The sequence below is a fragment of the Bacteroidota bacterium genome (assembly GCA_013696965.1).
Lineage (GTDB): Bacteria > Bacteroidota > Bacteroidia > JACCXN01 > JACCXN01 > JACCXN01.
Genome location: JACCXN010000040.1, coordinates 1 through 20,805, shown reverse-complemented (window position 1 = coordinate 20,805; position 20,805 = coordinate 1). Strand labels below are relative to the sequence as shown.

Genomic DNA, 20,805 nt, shown 5'->3' with positions numbered 1-20,805 from the left:
AGAGTTATTTGGTTGATAATCTACAAGATACAAAATTAACCCAGGCCAACTTACTGAAAATCAATTAGTTATAAACATACTTATTCACATAAAATTATTCTTAAATAATTCAAAACAGTTTCTAAATAACAAAAACTTAAAATAGTTCCTGCTTAAAAATCAATTTTAAACGCTAAGCAAATTGAATTTCCTGCTGCCCGCTACTGTAGGGTAAAATGGCAGTTGTGTTTAGTTTTTCATGTAGTTCCTTGTGTTAGCAATGGTTTTTTAGATCTCATTCTTTTTTTTCCTTCAAAATCCATTAATTCTGCTGGCAATGCAGCTTTTATTAATATGAATCCAAAGCAATACAAGTGGTATGTTTTTTGGCCAGTTAAAATAAAGTTAAAAAAATAACAATCATTTAATAGTAACAATTCTAAAATAACTAAACACGATAATACTTATGAAAAACAAGCCTTTTGCAATTTCAATAATTGCATTCTTTATACCCATAATGCTATTTTTTAGCAGTACCAATGCACAAACAGCAAGGGTGCAAATTATTCACAATTCAGCAGATGCCGCAGCTCAAACAATTGACATATATGTTGATGGACAAATGTATGAGGATAACTTTCAGTTTAGAACTGCTACTGAATACAGAACCGTACCTGCAGGCAGGGAAATGAATGTACAAATTGCCCCTGGCAATAGTTCAGGTCCCAGTGAGGCAATTGCATCCTTTCCTTTTACTCTTGAAATGGACCAAACCTATGTTGTAGTTGCTTCAGGGATAATTTCAGATCAGGGTTATACCCCCGCACCCGCATTTACCCTGCAAGTATTTACCGGGGCAAGGGAAACTGCCAGACTTTCCAATTTTACTGATGTTTTAGTTTACCATGGAGTAACAGATGCACCGCTTATTGATATTGTTGAAGTAGGATTTGGAGCAGGAACCGTAGTGGAAGATGCAGCATATTCACAGTTCGCAGGATATTTTGAATTGCCAACAATTGATTATGTATTAGAAGTAAGGGATCAGGGAAATACAACTTTAGCTTCTGTTAATGCTCCTTTAGCAACACTAGGGCTGGAAAATCAAGCAATAGTTGTAATTACATCAGGTTTTTTAATGCCTGAGAACAACAGTAACGGTGCATCTTTTGGGTTGTTTGTTGCTCTTCCAACTGGTGGGGAATTAGTTGCCCTTCCTGCATCAGATCCTACTTCAATTTTAAAAATAACTGAAGATAATATCACTGTTTTTCCTAATCCTGCTACAGGGGTATTAACAATTAATTTTTCTGACCTTAAGGTTAATGAAATTAATTTAATTGATATTACAGGAAAAAACATCCTTACCATTATTCCTAAATTAGAAGCAAGTATTGATTTGAAAGACTTGCCACCTGGAACATATTTTGTAAAAATAACAACTGACCAATCTACAATGGTGCAAAAGGTTAATGTTATAAAATAAAAATCACTGTTTTTGATTTTTTGAGGAAGCATTAATTAAAATGCTTCCTCTTATTTTTTAGAAAGTCTCCACTACCATTCAAAAATCAGAATTTTAAAAGGCTGAAACTTTATTCTTCCTTTATTTTTACATGTCCCCAATTTTCTCCGGTTTTAATACGGTACAACTGCATTTCACTTATTCCAAATTGTTTTGCAATCATCTTCAATCGTGTTTTTCTATTGGGATCAAATATTTTCATTTTAATGAATTGCACTTTTGCTGCAGTTAGCTTATGTCCGTCACGCTGTTTGTTAAACTCGGTTAGTTTTTTAATTGCCTCAATCACTGCCGGGTTTTTTTTATTGTGCTCAACCAACTCCTGTTTTGTTGCCCATTTTAAATTATCTACATGATTTTTTTCCTTTTTGTAATCCTTATGCAAAACATACACTTGATCCTTTTCCGGTTCAGGCAAAAAATTTAGGGCAACAAGTCTGTGAACATATTGAAGCTTGTTGATGATTTTCTTTTTTTTGAATATCTTATATTTAAATACATTATACCCAACGGTAATACTGCCTTTTAATAGTCTGCCATTTTCAATTTCATCAACAAAACTAATGATACGTCCGAAATCAGAAATTGCATATCGAAGTTGGGAATCGTATTCAAGTTTAAATTCTTTCCATTGTTCATTGTAATAAAACCGCAACATAATTACCTAAATTAGATTTTTTTATAGTTATTGAATAAAATAACGCTTATTCAGTATTCACATCAAATACTCAATTTTCCTCATAAATGCAGGAATATGCTGATTCTTCTGCTATTTTAATTATTACAAAGATAAATAAAAGCAAGCACTTTGCAAAAGCAACAAACTCTGGATATAGCAGCAATACTCTTATTAAAGTTTATTTTGTATTTATCCTAAGTAAAAACAATAGCTATATTATATAATTTTAAATTCGATTTGCTCTTGCCAGGATAAAACACAGGTAAAGAAAATTTTCATGGTACATGGGGAATACAAAGTTCAGCAAGATTTTAAATTAAAACTAATAGAATCAGGCTTTCTAAATGTTGAAATTCCAGAACAAGGATATACTTTTGAAACAGTTGTTCAGGATTATTGAATCAAGAACACTATTTCTAATCCTAAAAAACAACAAGCTGTCATTCCCACCTAAGGGGGTAATCTCTTGCAGATAGAACATGCAACAAATGCTGCATTCAAAAAACATTCCATGGGTTTTGGAACAAAATTTAACAGAACCCAAAGCTTAAAATGGTTTCCATTGCAATTAAAAGTGTTTCTTATCTTTGTAATTCTAAAATATTAAAATCCTTGAATTATGCAAACCAACCAGGAATTAGAATCAGCAATAAAACTAACAGTTAATTCAGTAGTAAGGGCATTAGAGCCTAAGGCATTGTGGAATTATTTTGCAGATTTAAATGCAGTACCAAGGCCATCAAAAAAAGAAGAGAGGGTTATACAATTTATTAAGGATTTTGGTAACAGCATTGGCCTGGATACCATGGAAGATGAGATTGGAAACGTAATCATAAAAAAAGCTTCAACTCCTGGAATGGAACAAAGGGAAACCATACTGCTTCAAAGTCATTTGGATATGGTGCACCAAAAAAACAACGATACCCTTTTTGATTTTGATTTGCAAGGCATACAGATGGAACTTGAGGGAGACTGGGTAAGGGCAAAAGGAACTACACTTGGCGCTGACAACGGAATTGGAGTTGCAACAATTATGGCTTTGTTGGCATCAAAAGAAATTGCTCACCCTGCCATAGAAGCGCTTTTTACAATTGATGAAGAAACAGGTATGACAGGTGCTTTGAACCTAAAAGCAGGCTTATTCTCCGCTAAAATCATGCTTAATTTGGATACCGAGGACGACACAGAACTTACCATTGGATGTGCAGGTGGAATTGATGTTACCGTAACAGGAAATATTGAGCAGGTTAAAACAAGGGAAGAAATGATTGGTTTTAAACTAACGCTCAAAGGCCTTACCGGAGGGCATTCCGGTATGGACATCCATAAGGGAAGAGCAAATGCAAATAAATTAATGAACGGATTGCTGCTTAAAGCTGGGGAACAATTCAATTTAAAAATAGCATCCATTGACGGAGGTAGCCTGCGTAATGCCATTCCAAGAGAATCTGTTGCAGTTGTTGCACTAGCTAAAATCAAGGAACAGGCTTTTTTGGATTTTGCAAATAGGGAAGCCGAAGCCTTAAAAATGAAATTCAAAACAACAGATCCCAATTTATCTTTACTAGTTCAGCAAACGGAGGCTCCACTTAATGTAATTGGCGATAAATTCCAGGGAGAATTATTATCAGCAATAAAAAACTGCCCGAACGGAGTTTACTCAATGAGTCCCGATATTGACGGATTGGTGCAAACCTCCAACAATTTGGCCCGTGTTCTTTTGAAAGACACAAGCTATACAATTTTGTGCCTTACCAGAAGTTCTGTGGATGTGGAGAAAATGAAACTCGCAGGTGAAATTAAAAATGAATTTGAGCAGTGTGGGTCCAAGGTTGAATTAGCAGGTAACTATCCTGGCTGGACTCCAAAACCAGACGCTAAAATTGCATCTTTAATGAGCAAGCTATACAGGGAAATGTTTGATTCAGAACCTCACGTAAATGCCTGTCATGCAGGACTTGAATGTGGCATAATTGGAGGAAATTATCCGGGAATGGAAATGATTTCCTTTGGTCCCAATATTACCGGAGCACATTCTCCTGATGAAAAAGTTCAAATTAGTTCTGTTCAAAAATACTGGAGTTTCCTACTTGAGACTTTAAAAAGAATTCCTTTGAAATAATAGTTGTAAATCAGGAATCTTTGCCTGGAAATTCTTGAACAGAAAATACCTGAGAACCATATTACATGAAACAGGAACTTGAAATAGCAAACTAGTTATTTTGTTTTTCTTTAGCCCTGCTTTTATACAACAACAATTCTTATCCCTGCAGGCTTAATCCAACTGGTTTTACTATAATATGAAGCTAAGTCCTCTATTAAAAAAAGGAGGATTTTTCTTCATTCTTGCCCTGAACATCAAGTGGAAGCAGTGAACTTTGGAAAATTATAATTGGAATAGTTGAGGAAAATGTCATTTCTTTGGATACGCTTTTGTGGAAAACCCTTTCTATAAAATCCCGTTTTTTCCTTGCAATAGAAACAATATCCACCTGGTTTTCTTCCACAAAATTTACAAGACTAGCAACTATATTTTCCCCATATAAAAGTGCTGTGTCGATATTATTGTATTGATATAGTTTGATTACTTGTTCAGCAAAATTATTAAGTTTTTCCTCTTTTTGCTTTAAATTGTCAGTTATGTGAGTCAAAATTATTTTAGCATTAAATACTTTTGCCATTGGAATAAGTGAGCCAATAACATGGATTTCATCATGATCAAAATCAAGGGCATAACAAATGGTTTTAATGTTACGGTATTCAGCTTTTTCAGGAACAGCGAACACCGGGCAGGGTGCATCCTCAATTACATCATTGGTGGTGCTACCAAAAAAATAGCTTTTAAGGCCCGAAGCTCCTTTAGTTCCCATTATTATAAGATCGGTCCCAATTTTTTGTGCAACACTTTTTATAGCATCCTCAGGCTCATCCATCATAATAACCGATCTTATTTTAAGTTCAGTAAATCTATATTGAGCCTTTTCTTTTAATTCCCTAAGATTGTTCTCCGCTTTTTCCTTTACCATATCCTGCAATGATTTAAACATGGCCGATTTTTGATGGGGAAGCTCCCATGCATGCAACAAAATAATTTCTGATGAAAAATACAATGCCAGATGAAGCGCATATTCCAGCGCTTTTTCAGCATTTATAGAAAAATCTGTTGGCACGAGTATGGTTTTCATAAAATCTTGTTTTAAAAATTAGCTCAAAATATATAGTTTCAGATTTTTTGAATCTGCAAAAAATTCTATTGTTCCTAAAAATCAAGGATAACAGTATTAAAAAAATTTATTCCTTGTAGCATTCCCCTGCTATGCTTAGGCTTTTTAATGGTTCATATAAAAAGGTGTTAAATTTTTTCCATTGCTTTGCTTTTATCTAAAAATAATGAAAATTCAATAGCATTACAAACCTATTTCTCCAGCTAAAAGGACTATTGATTTTCATGTTTTTATACCAATTGCAAAAACCCCTGAAGGCATTTAAATTTGAAATTTCTAATTAAAACACCCATAAATTTTCTTCAAAAAATTGAGCAAAAAAATCCATTTCATTATTTTGCAATTGCTTGTAAACTCAAGCAAAGAATAAAAATGAATGATTTGCACTATTCTAACCCAAACATCATTCAGGAAATTAAATTATTTTACCTGCATGCTTCCTTTTGGCCTGCCTGCTGCCTTCTATACTTGCCAAACCAATGCCCTTTTTAACTTAGGTAAATAAATGACTAAAAGGCTAAAAATAAGGGAATTAATTCCACAAAAAGTGAATATATTGGGTAATATTCAGTTGGATTTTGCAAAAATAAGTGGGAATGTTTTAGGGGCTTCAGACAATGAAAGTGCAAAAGTGCAGGCTCCCATTTCTTCCTGTAAAAACTGCCAATAAAAAGAATATAAAGACAAAGAAAACTAGGTTTCAAAAATCGAAGCCAGGGTATGAATTAAGGTATTTGCCAGGAAATAAAATTAATGCTATTCATCAGGGTGTGGTTTATAGATAGTGCAATAGCGTTTTTTTATCACTTTATGAAATAGCCATGCACGAACAGTTCACAAACGCTAATAAATATAACATGGCTTTGCCATATGACAGTTAAAAAACAAATGCTTTAGCATTCATGAGTTCCTTAGAGGAATAATTAAAAAAACGAATAAATTATATACATATGAAATAGCCATGCACCGAACAGTGCACAAACACTAATGAAGATAACCTGGCGTCCCGATAAATCGGGATGACAACTAAAAAATAACAAATTATCTACATATGAAATATTTTCAATTGGAAAGAATCTTTTCTAGAAATGCTCCGGAGTAAAAAGCAACAAGAGCTGCAATTCCTCCAAGGCCAACAGTTTCATAAATACCACGAATAGCACTTTTTTATGTAAGTAGGCTTTTTAAAAATCCATAGATTATAAGCGAAACTCCAGTTGCAATACTGGAATACAAAAGCAGGTTGAGCGATTCTGCACTTTTTATTTGCGTAATATTTTTATTACTGTTGCAGTTTCCCCCATCATGATTACTGTCTCAAAATGCAAATCAGGATATTTTTCCTGTTGCTTTTCTTTTAGGGCTACTAATTCCTGTTCCGTCTTTTCCTTTAAAAGCTCTTTAATGGATAAAACATTGTTGACTTTTGATGAGGAAGATCTCAGGCACTTAATAAAATTACTTTTGATGCATAAGTATTTGCGAGCTCAAGTGCATAATCAAGGGCTTTGTCAGCATTTGGTGAAAAATCGGTAGGAATTAAAATAGTTTTCATGGAACAATTGGAGTTTTAACTAGTACAAAAATAATTTGTCACCCTACCTATAATTATGATTTCAATCAGAATGGGATATGATTTATAACAGAATCAAAAGAAAACCAAAACCCTTTTAAAGCAAAATGTGGGTGAAATGTTAACTGTGTATTTTTGAAAACCAAGGGTAAAGAATGTTGATTTAAATTCGGAAATTCAATTCACTTAATGCCTTTCTTCAGGGAATAATCTCATAAAATAGTATCCATTAAAGCAACTTTTTTATATCGATTAAATCCATTAAATTTAATGAAGGTTTTAATATAATTTTTTTTGAAATGCCATGCCCAGAAAATGTAAAAACAGGAATGAATAAAACATGGCTTCCTATAAATGGGGATAACAATTAAAAATCAAATGCTTTATCATTCTTGAGTTCCTTAAAGGAATAATTAAAAAACGAATAAATTACATGCATTATGATAAACAAAAACTCAATATGGAAAGCAACGACTGAAAAAGTTGATTTCCCAAAGCTTCAAAAGGACATTTCTGTTGATGTGGCAATTGTTGGAGGGGGCATAACGGGATTAACCTGTGCTCATTTGTTATCAGAGAGTGGAAAATCTGTAGCGGTACTGGAAGCAAGGGAAATTGGAGGTGGAACTACAGGCTTTTCTACTGGAAATCTATATTCCACAGTTGATAGCCGGCTTTATCACATAAGCTCAAAATTTGATAAAAAAACAAGCAAGAATGTTGTAGAATCAAGAGCTTCTGCAATTGATTTGATTGAACAAACAATTGCAAAATATTCTATTTCCTGTGATTTTTACAGAACTCCCTGGCATTTGTTTACAGAATCAAAAGAAGAAAATAAAACAATAGAAAAAGAGTATAAGGCATTAGAAAAAGCAGGTTTATCCCCTACTCTGTCGCAATCGCTTTTAACGCCATTTAAAATAGAATCGGCAGTTCGTATTGAGGGCCAGGCCCAGTTCAATCCTATGAAATATGTAAAAGCACTGGCAAAAGCAATTTCCCATGATAACTGCAAAATATTTGAGAATACCAGGGTTTTGGATTTTAAGGCTGCCAGTCCATGTGTTTTGGAAACATCACTGGCAAGAATATCAGCTAAACATATTATATTGGCCAGCCATACTCCTAAGGGTGCTTATGCCATTCAAAGTGCTATTTCCCCTTACCGGGAAGATGCTATTGCTGTTAAATTAAAAAACACTGAGAATTATCCTCCTCAGGGCATTTACTGGGGCCTAACAAAAAACCAGCACCATTCCTTCCGGACCTATACAACAACTGAGAATCAAAAGTTCCTAGTGCTTGTGGGAGAACACTATAAAGTAGGGCAAACAGAGGATACAAGGAAAAAATTCGAAGCACTGGAAAAATTTGCAAGGCAGAGGTTCGATATTGCATCTATAGAATATCAATGGGCGGCACAAAGTTACCGCTCTGCAGATGGATTAGCCTATATCGGAGAAATTGAAGAAAACATCTTTACAGGAACAGGATTCTCAACGGATGGCCTTACGTATGGAACTTTAGCTGGAATGATTATTTCTGACACAATCAATGGAATAAAAAATCCTTATGCTAAAATGTATGACATAAATAGGCACAATCCATTGAAAGCAGCAAAAAATTACATTAATGAAAACCTGAATGTAATGGGAGAATACATGAAAGATCTTCCAGGAATTGCGGATGTGGATCAATTTAAAGAGATAAAACAAAATGAAGGAAAAGTAATTAGTGTAGAGGGGGAAAAGATCGCTGCATATAGGGATATAAATAATAAGGTATATACTTTATCAGCCGTTTGCACTCATATGAAATGCATTGTTAACTGGAACAGTGCTGAGAAATCATGGGATTGCCCCTGCCATGGAAGTAGATTTGACTTAAACGGAACAGTTATAGAGGGCCCGGCAATTACAGATCTTTTATCAAAAGTAATCATTGAACATTAATATTAAATAAGCATGATTTATACTGCAATTGCCTTATTTGCCCTGGCAGCCATATTGGGAATGGTGTTGTTGACTTTTGTTCTTCAAGGCAAAGAAACACCCAAAGGAATTGTATTTTCTCATGGTCCTTTGGCAGCCGCAGGAATAATCCTATTAATTATTTACTCATTTAAGCAAGGCCCCGGACCAATTGAAGCAACTGTATTGTTTTTAATTGCTGCAGGTGGAGGAATTATTATGTTTATAAAAGATATGACCGGCAAAACAATTCCAAAATGGCTGGGAATTGTTCATGGATTAATTGCTGTTACTGGTTTTATATATCTGATAATTTTTGCTTTTATAAAATAAATAAAATGGAAAAATGGGGTATTGCAATTCATGGAGGCGCGGGTAGGCTCCCCTTCTATGGAATGACTCCTGAAAGGGAAAAGGATTATTTATCCGGTTTAAAAAAATCTCTGGAAAGAGGATATAAAATTCTGGAAAAAGGCGGAACTAGTCTTGATGCGGTAGAAAATTCAATAAAAATCCTGGAAAATGACCCATTGTTTAATGCCGGCAAAGGATCAGTATTTACCACACATGGAAATAACCGCATGGATGCTTCCATTATGTGCGGAAAAACAATGAAGGCTGGTGCAATTTGCAGAGTTATGTTTGTTAAAAATCCTATTGCATTAGCCAGGGCATTAATGGAAAACCCTGAAAATATTTTCCTGGGAGATGAAGGAGCACAAGATTATGCAATGCAGATAGGATTAGAAATGATGCCACCACATTATTTTTTCACTCAGGAGAGATACGATCAATGGCAGGAAGAAAAGAAAAAGAGAAACCAGGAAGAACATGGAACCGTAGGTGCTGTTGCCCTTGACCAGGAAGGAAACCTTGCAGCCGGAACTTCAACTGGCGGCCTTATTAACAAAAATGAATTTAGAATTGGAGATAGCGCATTAATTGGTGCAGGAACCTATGCCAACAATAAAACCTGTGCTGTTTCCTGCACAGGAAAAGGTGAATCAATTATTCGGGCAGTTGTTGCTCATGAAATTTCGTCCATGCTTTTATACCACAACATTGATTTAAACCAGGCCTGTGAGAAAACAATGAAAGAGAAATTAACACCCTTTGGTGGCCATGCAGGACTCGTGGCAATGGATAAAGAAGGAAATGTAAAATTTATCCATAATTCCCACAGAATGTACAGGGGATACAAAGGCAGTGGAGAAAAAACGCTGATTGAACTGTATTGATTGCAATAAGTATGCTTATTCATCTTTTAGATTACACCTTGCGAATTCAATAACTAATCGCACAAATCAATTTATAAATTTATCGACTTGTTGCGTTAGACCCTTGCCCCCCTTTTTGCCTTAAGCCCTTATGTTGCATTAGCAAATTTCACCAGGCTACATTTAAAACTTAATCCCTTTTGAAACGCTTCTTAAGCTGCAAACTTCCTTCTTTGGATTATCCTGGCAATTGTTGCTCCAGCAAGTAAGCAAAAAGCAACATTTAAGGCATTGAAAAGGCTTGCAAAAAGCGGCATTAAAAAACCAGGAAGGTTAAATGAAACTGGAATTTCCAGAAGGAAATCAGAAGCATTTGAGGACCATAAAAAGAATAAAACAGTACCAATAACTGATTGCAGAATGAAAGTGCTAATGAATATATTCCTGAAATTTGAAGAAAGCAAATAACCTGTAAAAATCCAAACAGTAAGTACAATCCAATACTGGCTAAAAAAAAGCTGTGGTACAAGAATCCCGGTTAACAGGGGTATATATTTTAATATTTTATTCATCAGCCTTTATGGATATAACGTTATTTATATTCTTTAACTCTTCATGTTTTGCAGTAAATTGTGCCTTATGGTATAAAACATTCTTCCAATCCTCGAGCTGGTTCTTATAATTAGAACTATTTGCCCTTCCGCTTTGGCCTCCTGCAAGCACAGTTAATGCTTTGGGTTTTTCATCCATAATTATAATGGAACGCATGGATGCTCCATGTACTCGTTGTGTATTTACATTTGGGGTATTTACGTTTCCTCCTGCATCAGTAACTTTTGCACCTAAACCTGGGAAATGAACAAGATGCTTAATGTCAAAACTTGAATAATAGGAGTAATCCGCTTTATTGTAATCCTCGCCAAAATCTTTTTGCAAATGTTCCTGGGTAGCCTTTAAACACTCTTCCAGGAAATCATTGACTACTATAGTTTTTTCACCTATTCTAAAAGTGTCATTTTTAAGGAGAAAACTTACAAGATTGCTGTTGTTTACAATTTCAGTTATCTCAAATTCTGATTTAAGGATTTTTTGAAAAGTGTTGCGCAAACAATAAGCAAAGTATGAATAAAGTATTGCCTCTTTTGATGATGCACTTATTTCTCCATTCCAGTGCTCCAGAGGTTCAATCAATTTCCATTTTCCGGTTGCTTTTTTGTATTTTTTAATGAGCGCTTTTATATCTTCAATTCCAATATCCTTGCGGTCTGCCTGTATTGCTTTCATGTCTTTAATGCTTAAATTCTTGTTTTGTGCGAGCAATTGAAATATTCGTTTTGCCCTATAAGTGTCATGAAAATCATACTCGATATAATAATCCGTGTTTGCAGGATTTTGGTTTGCAGAATATACAAAACCCTGAGCTGGTTTAAACTGCTGTGGAAGTGACGAAAAAGGAACAAATTGTTCCCTGTGTTTTTTACTACCATCTAGTAATCCTCCTTTATATCCTGCATACCGTAAAGGCATTTTTCCAGCTGAAATCATACCGATGTTTCCTTGTTTATCGGCATAGGCAAAATTTTGAGGAGGGTAAGAAAAGTAGGAAAGCGCATTTTTAAAATCTTCCCAGTTTTTTGCCCTTGCCAAATAATTGAAGGAAATTACAGAAGAGGTTTTGCCAGCAGGGTACCATTTTTGGGCATATACCTGCTTTTCTCCATGCACCACAGGCCCATAAATAGTGAATTGCTGTTTTACAACTGTATCCTTAGCATTGTTTTGTCTGATTACATATTGCTTTTCCTGCATTTTCTTCCAAGCACCCTCATACCAGTATTCATTTTTATTGTCTGGATTTGTTTTTAAAAGAAATCGATCGCTAAGATCCCATCCGCCATTGGTAATACCCCAGGCAATATTTTCATTGTATCCCGAAATTATGAAAGGACTGCATGGAATAGAGAAACCATAAACATTAAATTCAGGACAAACCAGGTGTGCCTCATACCATGGATTTGGTAATGAAATATCCAGATGGGTATCATTGCATAACATCGCCCTTGCTGTGGCACTTTTGTTTGCACTTACTGCCCAGTTATTACTTCCTATTGATTGCCTAAGTTCTTTTTCTCCTATTGTTTCAGTTTGCTTATCAAGTTTTCCAAATACTTTAACAGGACTGGAATTCTCAGGTATTACAGTGGTAAATGTTGTATCTGTTATTATAAAAGGATACTGTTCATTGTTTAAACCATATAATTCCTCAATTAAATTAGCAGGCAAACTAAGAAGCACTTGTTCGCGCTCTGCATGCCTGTCTTTATAGGTGAGCATATAATTCATATACCATGAAAGCAAAACAGGATAATGTGATTCCCATTTTCTGGGTGCAAACCCAAGCAGACGGTATTCGGGTGAATTGTTATTTGGTTTTTCCTGGTCAATATAAAAACTAACCCCTGCATTGTAAGCCATTAATTGTTTATAGACTTCCGGTTGTTCTACATGCAGTTCGCTAAGCACTTCCATTGCTTTCACTTCAATTTCAAGAGGTTTCCAGAATATATCCGATGATGTTACCTTTTTACCTAATACTTCAGCAAGCCTGCCTTGTACAACCCGTGTTATAATTTCCATTTGAAAATACCTGTCACGTGCATGCATATACCCCATACCGAAAGAAACATTAGAGGCATCCTTTCCATAAATATGAGGAATTCCTATAATGTCAATGTGAATGTCAACTTCAAATTTACCCTGGCTTTTCAACTCAATATTTCCAACCTTCGCATCGGGGGAGCGAAGTGAAAAAACTCCTGTGGAATAAGTAAACAAAGTGCCAATGGATTGAAATAATCCTGCCGGACGGTAAAAAGTCAAACCAATCCATAAAAAACAAAGCAGCAATACAAGTATTCTTTTAATCATAAGAAGGAGTAAAAAAAGTAAAAAAACTTCAACCATTTGAAATTTTAATTGGTTGAGGTTTTAAATTGTGGAGCCCGAGAGATTACAACAATTAAATTTTGTTTTTTCTAGGTTACCAATAAAACAACAACATCCCTACCAACTTCAACATTAACAACACTTTAACAAAGGTATTACAATATTTAAATAAATGGAAATAAATTTAAATGGATGGACTAAAAATGGACTATATTTAAATATTTGTTTATAAACAATTAACAAATTACTACAATTAAATTTTATATCTAAAGTAAAAACAATAATGCGGGAATATATGTTATGAGAGGGGAAGAATATTGAGACATCATTGATTAAAATGCACAAAATCCCAAAAAGGTAGTACCACTGTAAATAATTTATTAATTTCCTTCATCCAATTGGTAAATGGTTTGTCCCAAGCTGCTTCCACCGGCTTTTGCGGTATATTTATACATAATTTTTAATTTTTTCATCGAACCTTAACATAAATTATATTCGATCGCATATAATTTATGTTAATTTTAATATTTTATATGCGATCACATATAATTTAGTATATTTGCTTAAAATCAATGCGATCGCATATAATGAAGCCTTTAGCCCAATTTGTAAAAGATAAAAGGAAAGAAGCCAAACTAACCCAGGAACAATTCGCTGAACGGGCTGGCGTGGCGCTTACCATTATACGAAAAATTGAACAGGGAAAAGAAAATGTAAAACTGGAAAAGGTAAATCAAGTCCTAAAAATGTTTGGACATTTATTAGTTCCAGTAAGCAGCAAAGAACTAAAAAAAGAGAACCCCAAAACATGAGGCGAGCAGAAATATATTATAAAGATGTAGTTGCCGGTATTCTTACTGAAACCAACGAAGGTCAATACACTTTCCAGTATGACCGGGATTATGTTGCGAAGTATCCTGATCAGTTTATTACCTTTTCTATGCCGGTTACTGAGCATCCTTATGGCGAAAATCGGTTATTCCCCTTTTTTGAAGGTCTTATTCCTGAAGGATGGTTGTTAGAAATCGCAGCAAAAAACTGGAAAATAAATCCTAATGACCGAATGGGATTGCTTTTGGCCTGTTGTAAAAATTGCATCGGAGCGGTAAGTGTTAAACCAATACCGGAAGAAGATGAATAAGAAATGTTTATACTGTTATAAAGAACTGGACAAACAAATTGAAAGTGATTTTCACGATTATTGTAGCTTAGCGTTTTTCGGAACAAAAAAAGCACCTCTATTATCTTATTCATTAAATCAGATGTCTGAGTTAGCTAAGGATATAGTGAAGCGAAGTATTGCTTTACCCGGTGTGCAACCTAAACTGTCTTTGTCATTGGTTAAAGATACTATGGTAGATGGGAATAAAGGTCGTTTAACAGTTGTTGGGGCTTTAGGCGGAAATTATATTTTCAAGCCTCCCTCAGAGCATTATCCAGAAATGCCTCAAAATGAGCATGTAACCATGCGGATCGCAGAAGCTTTTGGAATACATACAGTGAAGTCAAGTTTGATACGGTTGCAATCGGGAGAATTATCTTATATCACCAAACGAATTGACCGGAAAGAAAGCGGGGAAAAAATTCACATGCTGGATATGTTTCAAATTTTGGAAGCATTCGATAAATACAAGAATTCTATGGAAAGGGTTGGAAAAGCCTTAGGAGAATATTCCAGCGATACTTTACTTGACAAACTGTATTTTTTAGAGTTAAGCATTTTTAGTTTTCTTACTGGCAACAATGACATGCACCTTAAAAATTTTTCCATGATTAATACCGATACTAAATGGGTGCTTGCTCCTGCCTACGATCTATTGAATGTCGTGATTGTTAATCCTGGCAACAAGGAGGAGCTTGCTTTAACGCTTGAAGGGAAAAAGAAAAAATTAAGGCGCGAAAATTTTGAATGGCTTGGAAAAATTTTAGAGCTAAATGAGAAACAAATTGAAGGTGTGTTTAAACGTTTTATAAATAACAAACCTGTTGCGATTGAGTGGGTTGATAATTCTTTTTTATCAAATGAGTACAAAGAAAAGTATCGGATACTTTTAGAGGATAGATACTTAGTATTATCAAAATAGAAATTTGTTCAATGGCACTTATGAAAAGGTTCCAATAACATGGAAATATTCACTTCTTGACAGATATGTGCATGCTTTTCAAGAATATGAAACCGGGAAAGCCGATTACTTTTAACTATCGATCAGAAAAGTAAAAAGCCAGGATATCATGCTGAATTTTTTTTAATGCAGCTTCACAGGTGTCCATTCCGGGGGCTATGGTGATGGCACTGGCAAGTTTATGGTAAACCAGATGGTATTAAGAGGAGCATCTGTAGCAACTGCAAAAAATCATAATAGAATAACTTACAGGAACTTCTTTCACCCTTTACTATTATCTGAAAAACATCATATTAAATACCCAGATTTTACAAAAATTTCCAATTTCTAGAAGTAATTCCCTAATAGCCGTAATTTATTTAAACCTTGAAAAATGTTTTTTATCTGTGCTCCGGATTTTCATTCTCCACCTTGCACCCTGCATCCCAAATTTTGCGTTGATTTCCGTGTGCAGGAATACCCCCTCTGTCTTTTAGCATTCTTGCTGTATGCATTAAATTCCAGGCCATAAAAGTGGTGTTCCGGTTGGTAAAATCATTTTCAGGCCCGTGTGAATTTTCATCCAGATAAGAAGGTCCGGGGCCTGCTTCGCCCACCCATCCTGCGTCTGCCTGCGGAGGTACCACAAACCCCAAATGCTGCAAAGAGTAAAGGATATTCATTCCGCAATGTTTAATACCATCCTCATTTCCGGTTATAATACAACCTCCGGTTTTGCCATAATAAGTAAACTGGCCTTTTTCATTCAACTCTGCCGATTGCCCATAGAGTCTTTCAATAGTATTAGTGCAAACCGAAGATTTATCCCCTAACCAAATAGGAGAACCAATGATAAGAATATCAGCTGCCATTACTTTTTTAAAAATACCAGGCCAGTCGTCCTTATCCCATCCTTTTTCCCTCATATCCGGATATACCCCTGGAGGAACATCATAATCAACAGGGCGCAGAATTTCAACCTTTACATTGTTTTCTCTCATTATTTTGGCTGAAAGATTTATCAATCCTTCAGTATGCGATTTTTCAGGAGAGCGTTTTAAAGTGCAGTTCAAATACAAAACTTTTAAATCAGAGAAATCCCATTTAGAGGTTTCATTCCATTCTTTTTGTATTTGATTTAATGTTGGTTCAAGACTCATTTAAAAATTTATTTTTTAAATACATATTATCTTTTAAAATTCAGCCCACCGGTTTAACCTCTACACCCCTCCAAAAGCCTAAATAATCTTTTAGTTCTGCCGCTTTTTCAAATGGCTCAGGATAGTACCATGCAGCTCCATGGTTTTTTTCTCCCTTTACCACCACATCGTAATAAGAGGCCTCTCCTTTCCAGGAACAAAAAGTGTGGTTGTCGCTTTTTTCAAAATACTGCCATTTAATGGAATCAGGAGGGAAATAATTATTCCCCTCCACAACCAATGTTTCATCACTCTCTGCAATTACCTGCCCCTTCCAGATTGCTTGCATCAGCCTGTCATCCTTGGGCGCTTTCATTTTTATATCCATTTAAATTACCAGCTTTTATCTTGTTCTGGATGCCTCAGAAAAATTTACCTTTTCCATTTCTTGCTCAAATTCTTCCGTACTGAAAACATGGCTGCCAATCATGCGGAAATTCATTAGAGCAGCTTCAAAAGTGTCCATTCCGGGGGCTATGGCGCTGGCACTGGCATCGGCAATAACCCCAACTTCAAATCCAAGTTCCACCAGGTGCCTAAGATGTGATTCCAAACAAAGGTTAGCTGACATGCCGGCCATTAGCACTTTTTGGATATTGTACTTGCGTAGTTGAAGGGCCAGGTCGTTGTTTTGAGGGCCAAATATTTTATGCGGGCTGCAAAGGATTATATTTTCCTGTTTCAGGAATGGTTTAAAATCCTCCAAAAAATCAGCGCCTGAATCTTCAAACCCTTCCAGGTCCAATTGTCCTTCCCTTATATACATTTCCTTTGAATCCATAAATTGTTCAAGGCTTCCTCCAAATTTCCAGCCTTTATCCGCAGGATAAAACCAGTGCGGGGATATAAAAACCTTCATTCCGTGTTCCTGGCATAATTTGAACACAGTAAGCATATTATCAATGGTATTGTTCTTTTTTACACTGTCCTTTACAATGGGCCAGGCAACACCGTCAGAGCGTAAAAAATCATTTTGGGGGTCTGTTATAACTATGGCTGTGTTTTGGTCAATTTCAAAACCCGGGTCAGGCAAACCTGCTTCCTTTGCTGCCTGGATTACTTTCCATTCTGAACTTTTCATATGTATCTTTTTTTTAAGTTAAAACTATAAGCGTTAACTCAAATTTAAGATTTTGAAAACAAAAAATTTGTCATAAAAATGACAGAAAAACAGGCTCAGCAATCCAGTTTTTCCAGTTCCAGGATCCTGATATTCTTCCTGTCATAATCAATGATCTTTTTCTTTTTTAAACTGCTCATAACAGAAGAAACCATTTGACGGTTGGTTGAAGTAAGCTTGGCGATATCTTCATGTGTAAATGAGTTTTCTATTACAAACTCATTGTTGGCATCTTTTAAAGATTTTAGTGCCGTTTCTTTAATGAATCCAATAATCCTTTCCTCATTGTTTTTAAAAGTAAGATCCTCGAGCCGCTTTTGGGTTTTTTCAAGCCTCTCTTCAATCATCCGACCAAATTTAAGGTTAAGACCTGGAACCATTAGCAATAGTTCTTTCATTTTCTCTTCACTCATTACACAAAGCATGGTTTTTTCTTCGGCAATGGCAACTTCATTTCTTTTTGTTTTTCCGGCAACTGCCGATTCACCAAAAATTTCCCCGCCACCTAAAATGGCAATCAGGAATTCTGCCTCCTGCTCATTATATTTGGAAACCCTGATTTTTCCCTCCTTTAAAAAATACACACTCTTGGCAGGACTATGCTGAAAATATACCGGTTCATTTTTTTCAAATGATTTCATTTCGGTGTTCTTACATATAAAATTTCTTTCATCTACAGTTAATTCAGAAAAGAAATTGAAATTTTCAAGAAACCACACTTTTGATTTTTGTTCCATTTGTTTTTGGTTTTGGAACTATTAAATTAAGCAAAAACTATCAGATAAGGAAGGATTTTAGCCAGGGTTTCTTATTATCCCTCTAAAGTTTAGAAATGCTGGGCAGGCAAATTATTGCGCGCATAGCAGAAGGTAGGCTTTTATTGCACTCCTGAATGCATGCATCCGGGATCTGATGAGCAGGTATAATAATAGAAAGTAGCAAAGTTTCCAAACGCACTGAACCGTCCACAACAGAAAAAAAACTATTGATTACATTCAGCCGGAACTATTTAAGTCAATATTTTTTCTAAAATACAGCACGAAAAAATATTTTCTTTTACCTGAGGTTACTGTCATAAATCTGACATTTTTTTTAGTAATTGTTACGTAAATTTGATAATAGAGAAATGTTTAACTAAAAAAATATAAAACCATGAAAAAAAGATTAAAAGCAGTATTGATAATTGCTACAGCACTATTTGGATTCACTGTTTCTTCTTGTAACTCCGGGACGGCAGGATCAGGTAATGATCAGAGTACTACAACCGGAGGACAAAACACAACCACTGGAGAAAGTGGAACAATGGGACAGCAAAGCTGGACAAAGGAATCTGTTAAGAATCACGTAAAAAGCTGGAAAGACACCCCTAAGGAAGCAGCTACTGCAATGGTTGATAAATATGGCGTGCCTGATGAAGTTACTAATTACAGACTAGTATGGCACAATAAAGGCGATTTTGCTATGACAATGGTTACAAACGAAGAAATTGATCATAATTTCCCAATGCCTCACAAGGATTGTTTATTACAATCTGTCAATTATGAAGTCCCGGTTGAAAAATTTACAGATATCGCAAAATACGATGGCAGTGTTGTAACTGAAAGAACCAAAGGAACAATGGCAGCAAGATGCGATAAGGAAGCTGCAAATTATCTTGCTTTAAATCTTGCAAATGATGTTGCACAGGGAAAAAGAAGTGTAGAGGATGCAAGGAGTTTTTATGCTAAGACTATAGTTTCTCTTATGAAGGGAGAAAAATCTGATTACACCCAAAAACTGATGTTTCAGACAAAAAAGAATGCAGGAGACAGCGATCAGCCAAACATAGATAAAAAGGTGTTGGATGAATTAATGGGAAAAAAATAAAGAAATTTTTTGTTACAGAAAAGTCCTTTCAACCTTAATGAAAGGACTTTTTCATCTTTAAATATATGAGAAAAAGTGACGTAGACATTGTAAGTCCTGCAAAAGCAGATAGTGATTTTATAATAGATGTTATTAAGGGATTATTTTCATCACCTAAATTTTTAAAATCAAAATATTTTTATGACAAAAGAGGAGATGAACTTTTCCGGAAGATAATGGAACTTCCGGAATATTATCTTACAAGATGCGAACTTGAAATTTTAAATAATCATAAGGCAACTATTCTTTCATTGTTGGATCCGGGCGAAGCTCTTAAAATAGTTGATTTAGGAGCCGGGGACGGATTTAAAACAAAAATTCTTCTGAACCATTTTAATAAGAAGGGATTGAATTTTACTTATGTTCCTGTTGATATATCCCAAAATGCAATCAACAGTATTTTGATAGATTTCAGGAGCAATTTGCCTGAAATAAATGTTGCCGGAATTTGTAAAGAATACTTTTCTGCCCTGAAAGAGTTAGAAAAAAGCTGCAAGAAGGTTTTACTTTTTTTAGGTTCTAACATTGGTAATTTTTCCAATGAGGAAACCAGAATTTTTCTAAAAGAAATAGCTAATGCAATGGCTTCGGAGGACATTCTGTTAATTGGCTTTGATTTGCGGAAAGACCCTGATGTAATTCTGGCGGCTTATAATGATAAAGCAGGCGTTACCAAAGAATTTAATCTAAATCTGCTTCACAGAATTAACCGGGAGATGAAAGCAAATTTTAATCCCGATCTGTTTGAACATTCTCCTTATTATGATTCTGAGAGTGGTGAGGCACGTAGTTTTCTTATTAGTAAAATTTCTCAAAGTGTAGAAATTCCTGCATTGGAAATGGTTGTGCCCTTTAAAGAGGGAGAGGCAATTCATACTGAAATTTCTAAAAAGTATTCTCTTAAGGAAATTGACCTGCTTGCTGGAGAATGTGGCTTTCAGGTAGTAAGAAATTTCTTTGACAGTGCCAATTATTTCACCAATTCTATTTGGAAAATTAAATAAGATGGAGAATAAATATGGTATTGCAATTAAATTTGGAATACTATAGTTAAGGGGGCTTAATTCATATAAATAGAAGTGAAAATTGGAAAACAGTATAAAAAATATTTTATTTTTAAGCAGAGGAAGGTGTTTATAGATCCAAGTTTTTCATAGCCTCAATACATAAATTCTCTTATTTATGTTACTGTTATTTTTTTTGCAGAATTAAATATTTTTCACTTATATTTGCAGTCTACAATGAAACAGAATCTATTAAATAACAATTGGTGGTGGCACTTCTTCCCGCAAGGTTGGATGAAGTAGTTCCTGTTTTTTTGTTATTTCAAAAATACTGAGCCCGCTGATTCCAGCGGGCTTTT

Annotated in this window: 20 protein-coding genes; 11 read left to right on the top strand and 9 right to left on the bottom strand. The window is 35.0% G+C overall.

Annotation, left to right across the window (positions count from 1 at the left end; all coding sequences use genetic code 11):
- The first annotated feature begins 445 nt into the window (after positions 1-445).
- Positions 446-1,465, top strand: coding sequence for a DUF4397 domain-containing protein (locus tag H0V01_06495; protein ID MBA2583021.1), 1,020 nt, complete (start codon positions 446-448; stop codon positions 1,463-1,465).
- 109 nt (positions 1,466-1,574) lie between these two features.
- Here H0V01_06495 and H0V01_06490 read toward each other — a convergent pair whose 3' ends face one another.
- Positions 1,575-2,162 carry an HNH endonuclease gene (locus tag H0V01_06490; protein ID MBA2583020.1) on the bottom strand — a complete coding sequence of 196 codons (588 nt, stop codon included), beginning with the start codon at positions 2,160-2,162 and terminating at the stop codon, positions 1,575-1,577.
- 640 nt (positions 2,163-2,802) lie between these two features.
- On the opposite strand from H0V01_06490, the gene H0V01_06485 reads away from it, so the two are divergent.
- A complete protein-coding gene (locus tag H0V01_06485; GenBank protein MBA2583019.1) occupies positions 2,803-4,305 on the top strand; it encodes an aminoacyl-histidine dipeptidase in 1,503 nt (500 codons plus the stop codon).
- A 196-nt stretch (positions 4,306-4,501) separates the two neighbouring features.
- On the opposite strand, the gene H0V01_06480 is transcribed toward H0V01_06485, so the two are convergent.
- Positions 4,502-5,368, bottom strand: coding sequence for a universal stress protein (locus H0V01_06480; protein ID MBA2583018.1), 867 nt, complete (start codon positions 5,366-5,368; stop codon positions 4,502-4,504).
- A 544-nt stretch (positions 5,369-5,912) separates the two neighbouring features.
- On the opposite strand from H0V01_06480, the gene H0V01_06475 reads away from it, so the two are divergent.
- Positions 5,913-6,077 (top strand): hypothetical protein, encoded by a 165-nt coding sequence (locus H0V01_06475; GenBank protein ID MBA2583017.1) that lies wholly within the window; start codon positions 5,913-5,915, stop codon positions 6,075-6,077.
- Between the two features lie 771 nt (positions 6,078-6,848).
- Here H0V01_06475 and H0V01_06470 read toward each other — a convergent pair.
- Complete coding sequence (locus H0V01_06470; protein ID MBA2583016.1) at positions 6,849-6,962, bottom strand: universal stress protein; 114 nt, start codon at positions 6,960-6,962, stop codon at positions 6,849-6,851.
- A gap of 458 nt (positions 6,963-7,420) precedes the next feature.
- On the opposite strand from H0V01_06470, the gene H0V01_06465 reads away from it, so the two are divergent.
- From H0V01_06465 to H0V01_06455, 3 genes are read left to right on the top strand one after another with little or no spacing between them, the layout of a single operon-like run.
- Positions 7,421-8,935, top strand: a complete 1,515-nt coding sequence (locus H0V01_06465) for an FAD-dependent oxidoreductase (GenBank protein MBA2583015.1) — start codon at positions 7,421-7,423, stop codon at positions 8,933-8,935.
- Positions 8,936-8,947: 12 nt separating this feature from the next.
- A complete protein-coding gene (locus tag H0V01_06460; GenBank protein ID MBA2583014.1) occupies positions 8,948-9,286 on the top strand; it encodes a hypothetical protein in 339 nt (112 codons plus the stop codon).
- 5 nt (positions 9,287-9,291) lie between these two features.
- A complete protein-coding gene (locus H0V01_06455) occupies positions 9,292-10,191 on the top strand; it encodes an isoaspartyl peptidase/L-asparaginase (GenBank protein ID MBA2583013.1) in 900 nt (299 codons plus the stop codon).
- A gap of 191 nt (positions 10,192-10,382) precedes the next feature.
- On the opposite strand, the gene H0V01_06450 is transcribed toward H0V01_06455, so the two are convergent.
- Entirely contained in the window at positions 10,383-10,742 is a 360-nt protein-coding gene (locus H0V01_06450; GenBank protein ID MBA2583012.1) for a hypothetical protein, read from the bottom strand.
- Positions 10,735-13,098 (bottom strand): penicillin acylase family protein, encoded by a 2,364-nt coding sequence (locus tag H0V01_06445; GenBank protein ID MBA2583011.1) that lies wholly within the window; start codon positions 13,096-13,098, stop codon positions 10,735-10,737. The genes H0V01_06450 and H0V01_06445 overlap by 8 nt, the downstream gene beginning before the upstream one ends.
- 605 nt (positions 13,099-13,703) lie before the next feature.
- On the opposite strand from H0V01_06445, the gene H0V01_06440 reads away from it, so the two are divergent.
- From H0V01_06440 to H0V01_06430, 3 genes are read left to right on the top strand one after another with little or no spacing between them, the layout of a single operon-like run.
- Complete coding sequence (locus H0V01_06440; protein MBA2583010.1) at positions 13,704-13,928, top strand: helix-turn-helix transcriptional regulator; 225 nt, start codon at positions 13,704-13,706, stop codon at positions 13,926-13,928.
- Positions 13,925-14,257 (top strand): HipA N-terminal domain-containing protein, encoded by a 333-nt coding sequence (locus H0V01_06435; GenBank protein MBA2583009.1) that lies wholly within the window; start codon positions 13,925-13,927, stop codon positions 14,255-14,257. The genes H0V01_06440 and H0V01_06435 overlap by 4 nt, the downstream gene beginning before the upstream one ends.
- Positions 14,250-15,200 (top strand): HipA domain-containing protein, encoded by a 951-nt coding sequence (locus tag H0V01_06430; GenBank protein ID MBA2583008.1) that lies wholly within the window; start codon positions 14,250-14,252, stop codon positions 15,198-15,200. Before H0V01_06435 ends, H0V01_06430 begins: the two co-directional genes overlap by 8 nt.
- 419 nt (positions 15,201-15,619) lie before the next feature.
- Here H0V01_06430 and H0V01_06425 read toward each other — a convergent pair whose 3' ends face one another.
- From H0V01_06425 to H0V01_06410, 4 genes are all read right to left on the bottom strand, one after another.
- On the bottom strand, positions 15,620-16,378 hold the full coding sequence (locus H0V01_06425) for a flavodoxin family protein (GenBank protein ID MBA2583007.1): 759 nt from the start codon (positions 16,376-16,378) through the stop codon (positions 15,620-15,622).
- A gap of 40 nt (positions 16,379-16,418) precedes the next feature.
- Complete coding sequence (locus H0V01_06420; protein MBA2583006.1) at positions 16,419-16,709, bottom strand: DUF427 domain-containing protein; 291 nt, start codon at positions 16,707-16,709, stop codon at positions 16,419-16,421.
- Between the two features lie 51 nt (positions 16,710-16,760).
- On the bottom strand, positions 16,761-17,498 hold the full coding sequence (locus H0V01_06415) for an isochorismatase family protein (GenBank protein ID MBA2583005.1): 738 nt from the start codon (positions 17,496-17,498) through the stop codon (positions 16,761-16,763).
- Between the two features lie 95 nt (positions 17,499-17,593).
- Complete coding sequence (locus H0V01_06410) at positions 17,594-18,274, bottom strand: Crp/Fnr family transcriptional regulator (GenBank protein MBA2583004.1); 681 nt, start codon at positions 18,272-18,274, stop codon at positions 17,594-17,596.
- Between the two features lie 415 nt (positions 18,275-18,689).
- On the opposite strand from H0V01_06410, the gene H0V01_06405 reads away from it, so the two are divergent.
- Both H0V01_06405 and egtD read left to right on the top strand, forming a co-directional pair.
- Positions 18,690-19,403, top strand: a complete 714-nt coding sequence (locus H0V01_06405) for a hypothetical protein (protein MBA2583003.1) — start codon at positions 18,690-18,692, stop codon at positions 19,401-19,403.
- A 65-nt stretch (positions 19,404-19,468) separates the two neighbouring features.
- A complete protein-coding gene (gene egtD, locus H0V01_06400) occupies positions 19,469-20,446 on the top strand; it encodes an L-histidine N(alpha)-methyltransferase (protein ID MBA2583002.1) in 978 nt (325 codons plus the stop codon).
- The last annotated feature ends 359 nt before the right edge of the window (positions 20,447-20,805 follow it).

Excerpts from the sequence above, each read along its gene's own strand:
- H0V01_06460 (MBA2583014.1), top strand. The coding sequence starts at position 8,948 with ATGATTTATACTGCAATTGCCTTATTTGCCCTGGCAGCCATATTGGGA.
- H0V01_06435 (MBA2583009.1), top strand. The coding sequence starts at position 13,925 with ATGAGGCGAGCAGAAATATATTATAAAGATGTAGTTGCCGGTATTCTT.
- H0V01_06430 (MBA2583008.1), top strand. The coding sequence starts at position 14,250 with ATGAATAAGAAATGTTTATACTGTTATAAAGAACTGGACAAACAAATT.
- H0V01_06405 (MBA2583003.1), top strand. The coding sequence starts at position 18,690 with ATGAAAAAAAGATTAAAAGCAGTATTGATAATTGCTACAGCACTATTT.
- H0V01_06425 (MBA2583007.1), bottom strand. The coding sequence starts at position 16,378 with ATGAGTCTTGAACCAACATTAAATCAAATACAAAAAGAATGGAATGAA.
- H0V01_06490 (MBA2583020.1), bottom strand. The coding sequence starts at position 2,162 with ATGTTGCGGTTTTATTACAATGAACAATGGAAAGAATTTAAACTTGAA.
- H0V01_06440 (MBA2583010.1), top strand. The coding sequence starts at position 13,704 with ATGAAGCCTTTAGCCCAATTTGTAAAAGATAAAAGGAAAGAAGCCAAA.
- H0V01_06485 (MBA2583019.1), top strand. The coding sequence starts at position 2,803 with ATGCAAACCAACCAGGAATTAGAATCAGCAATAAAACTAACAGTTAAT.
- H0V01_06470 (MBA2583016.1), bottom strand. The coding sequence starts at position 6,962 with ATGAAAACTATTTTAATTCCTACCGATTTTTCACCAAATGCTGACAAA.
- H0V01_06495 (MBA2583021.1), top strand. The coding sequence starts at position 446 with ATGAAAAACAAGCCTTTTGCAATTTCAATAATTGCATTCTTTATACCC.
- H0V01_06455 (MBA2583013.1), top strand. The coding sequence starts at position 9,292 with ATGGAAAAATGGGGTATTGCAATTCATGGAGGCGCGGGTAGGCTCCCC.
- H0V01_06465 (MBA2583015.1), top strand. The coding sequence starts at position 7,421 with ATGATAAACAAAAACTCAATATGGAAAGCAACGACTGAAAAAGTTGAT.
- H0V01_06480 (MBA2583018.1), bottom strand. The coding sequence starts at position 5,368 with ATGAAAACCATACTCGTGCCAACAGATTTTTCTATAAATGCTGAAAAA.
- H0V01_06415 (MBA2583005.1), bottom strand. The coding sequence starts at position 17,498 with ATGAAAAGTTCAGAATGGAAAGTAATCCAGGCAGCAAAGGAAGCAGGT.
- H0V01_06410 (MBA2583004.1), bottom strand. The coding sequence starts at position 18,274 with ATGGAACAAAAATCAAAAGTGTGGTTTCTTGAAAATTTCAATTTCTTT.
- H0V01_06475 (MBA2583017.1), top strand. The coding sequence starts at position 5,913 with ATGACTAAAAGGCTAAAAATAAGGGAATTAATTCCACAAAAAGTGAAT.
- H0V01_06445 (MBA2583011.1), bottom strand. The coding sequence starts at position 13,098 with ATGATTAAAAGAATACTTGTATTGCTGCTTTGTTTTTTATGGATTGGT.
- egtD (MBA2583002.1), top strand. The coding sequence starts at position 19,469 with ATGAGAAAAAGTGACGTAGACATTGTAAGTCCTGCAAAAGCAGATAGT.
- H0V01_06450 (MBA2583012.1), bottom strand. The coding sequence starts at position 10,742 with ATGAATAAAATATTAAAATATATACCCCTGTTAACCGGGATTCTTGTA.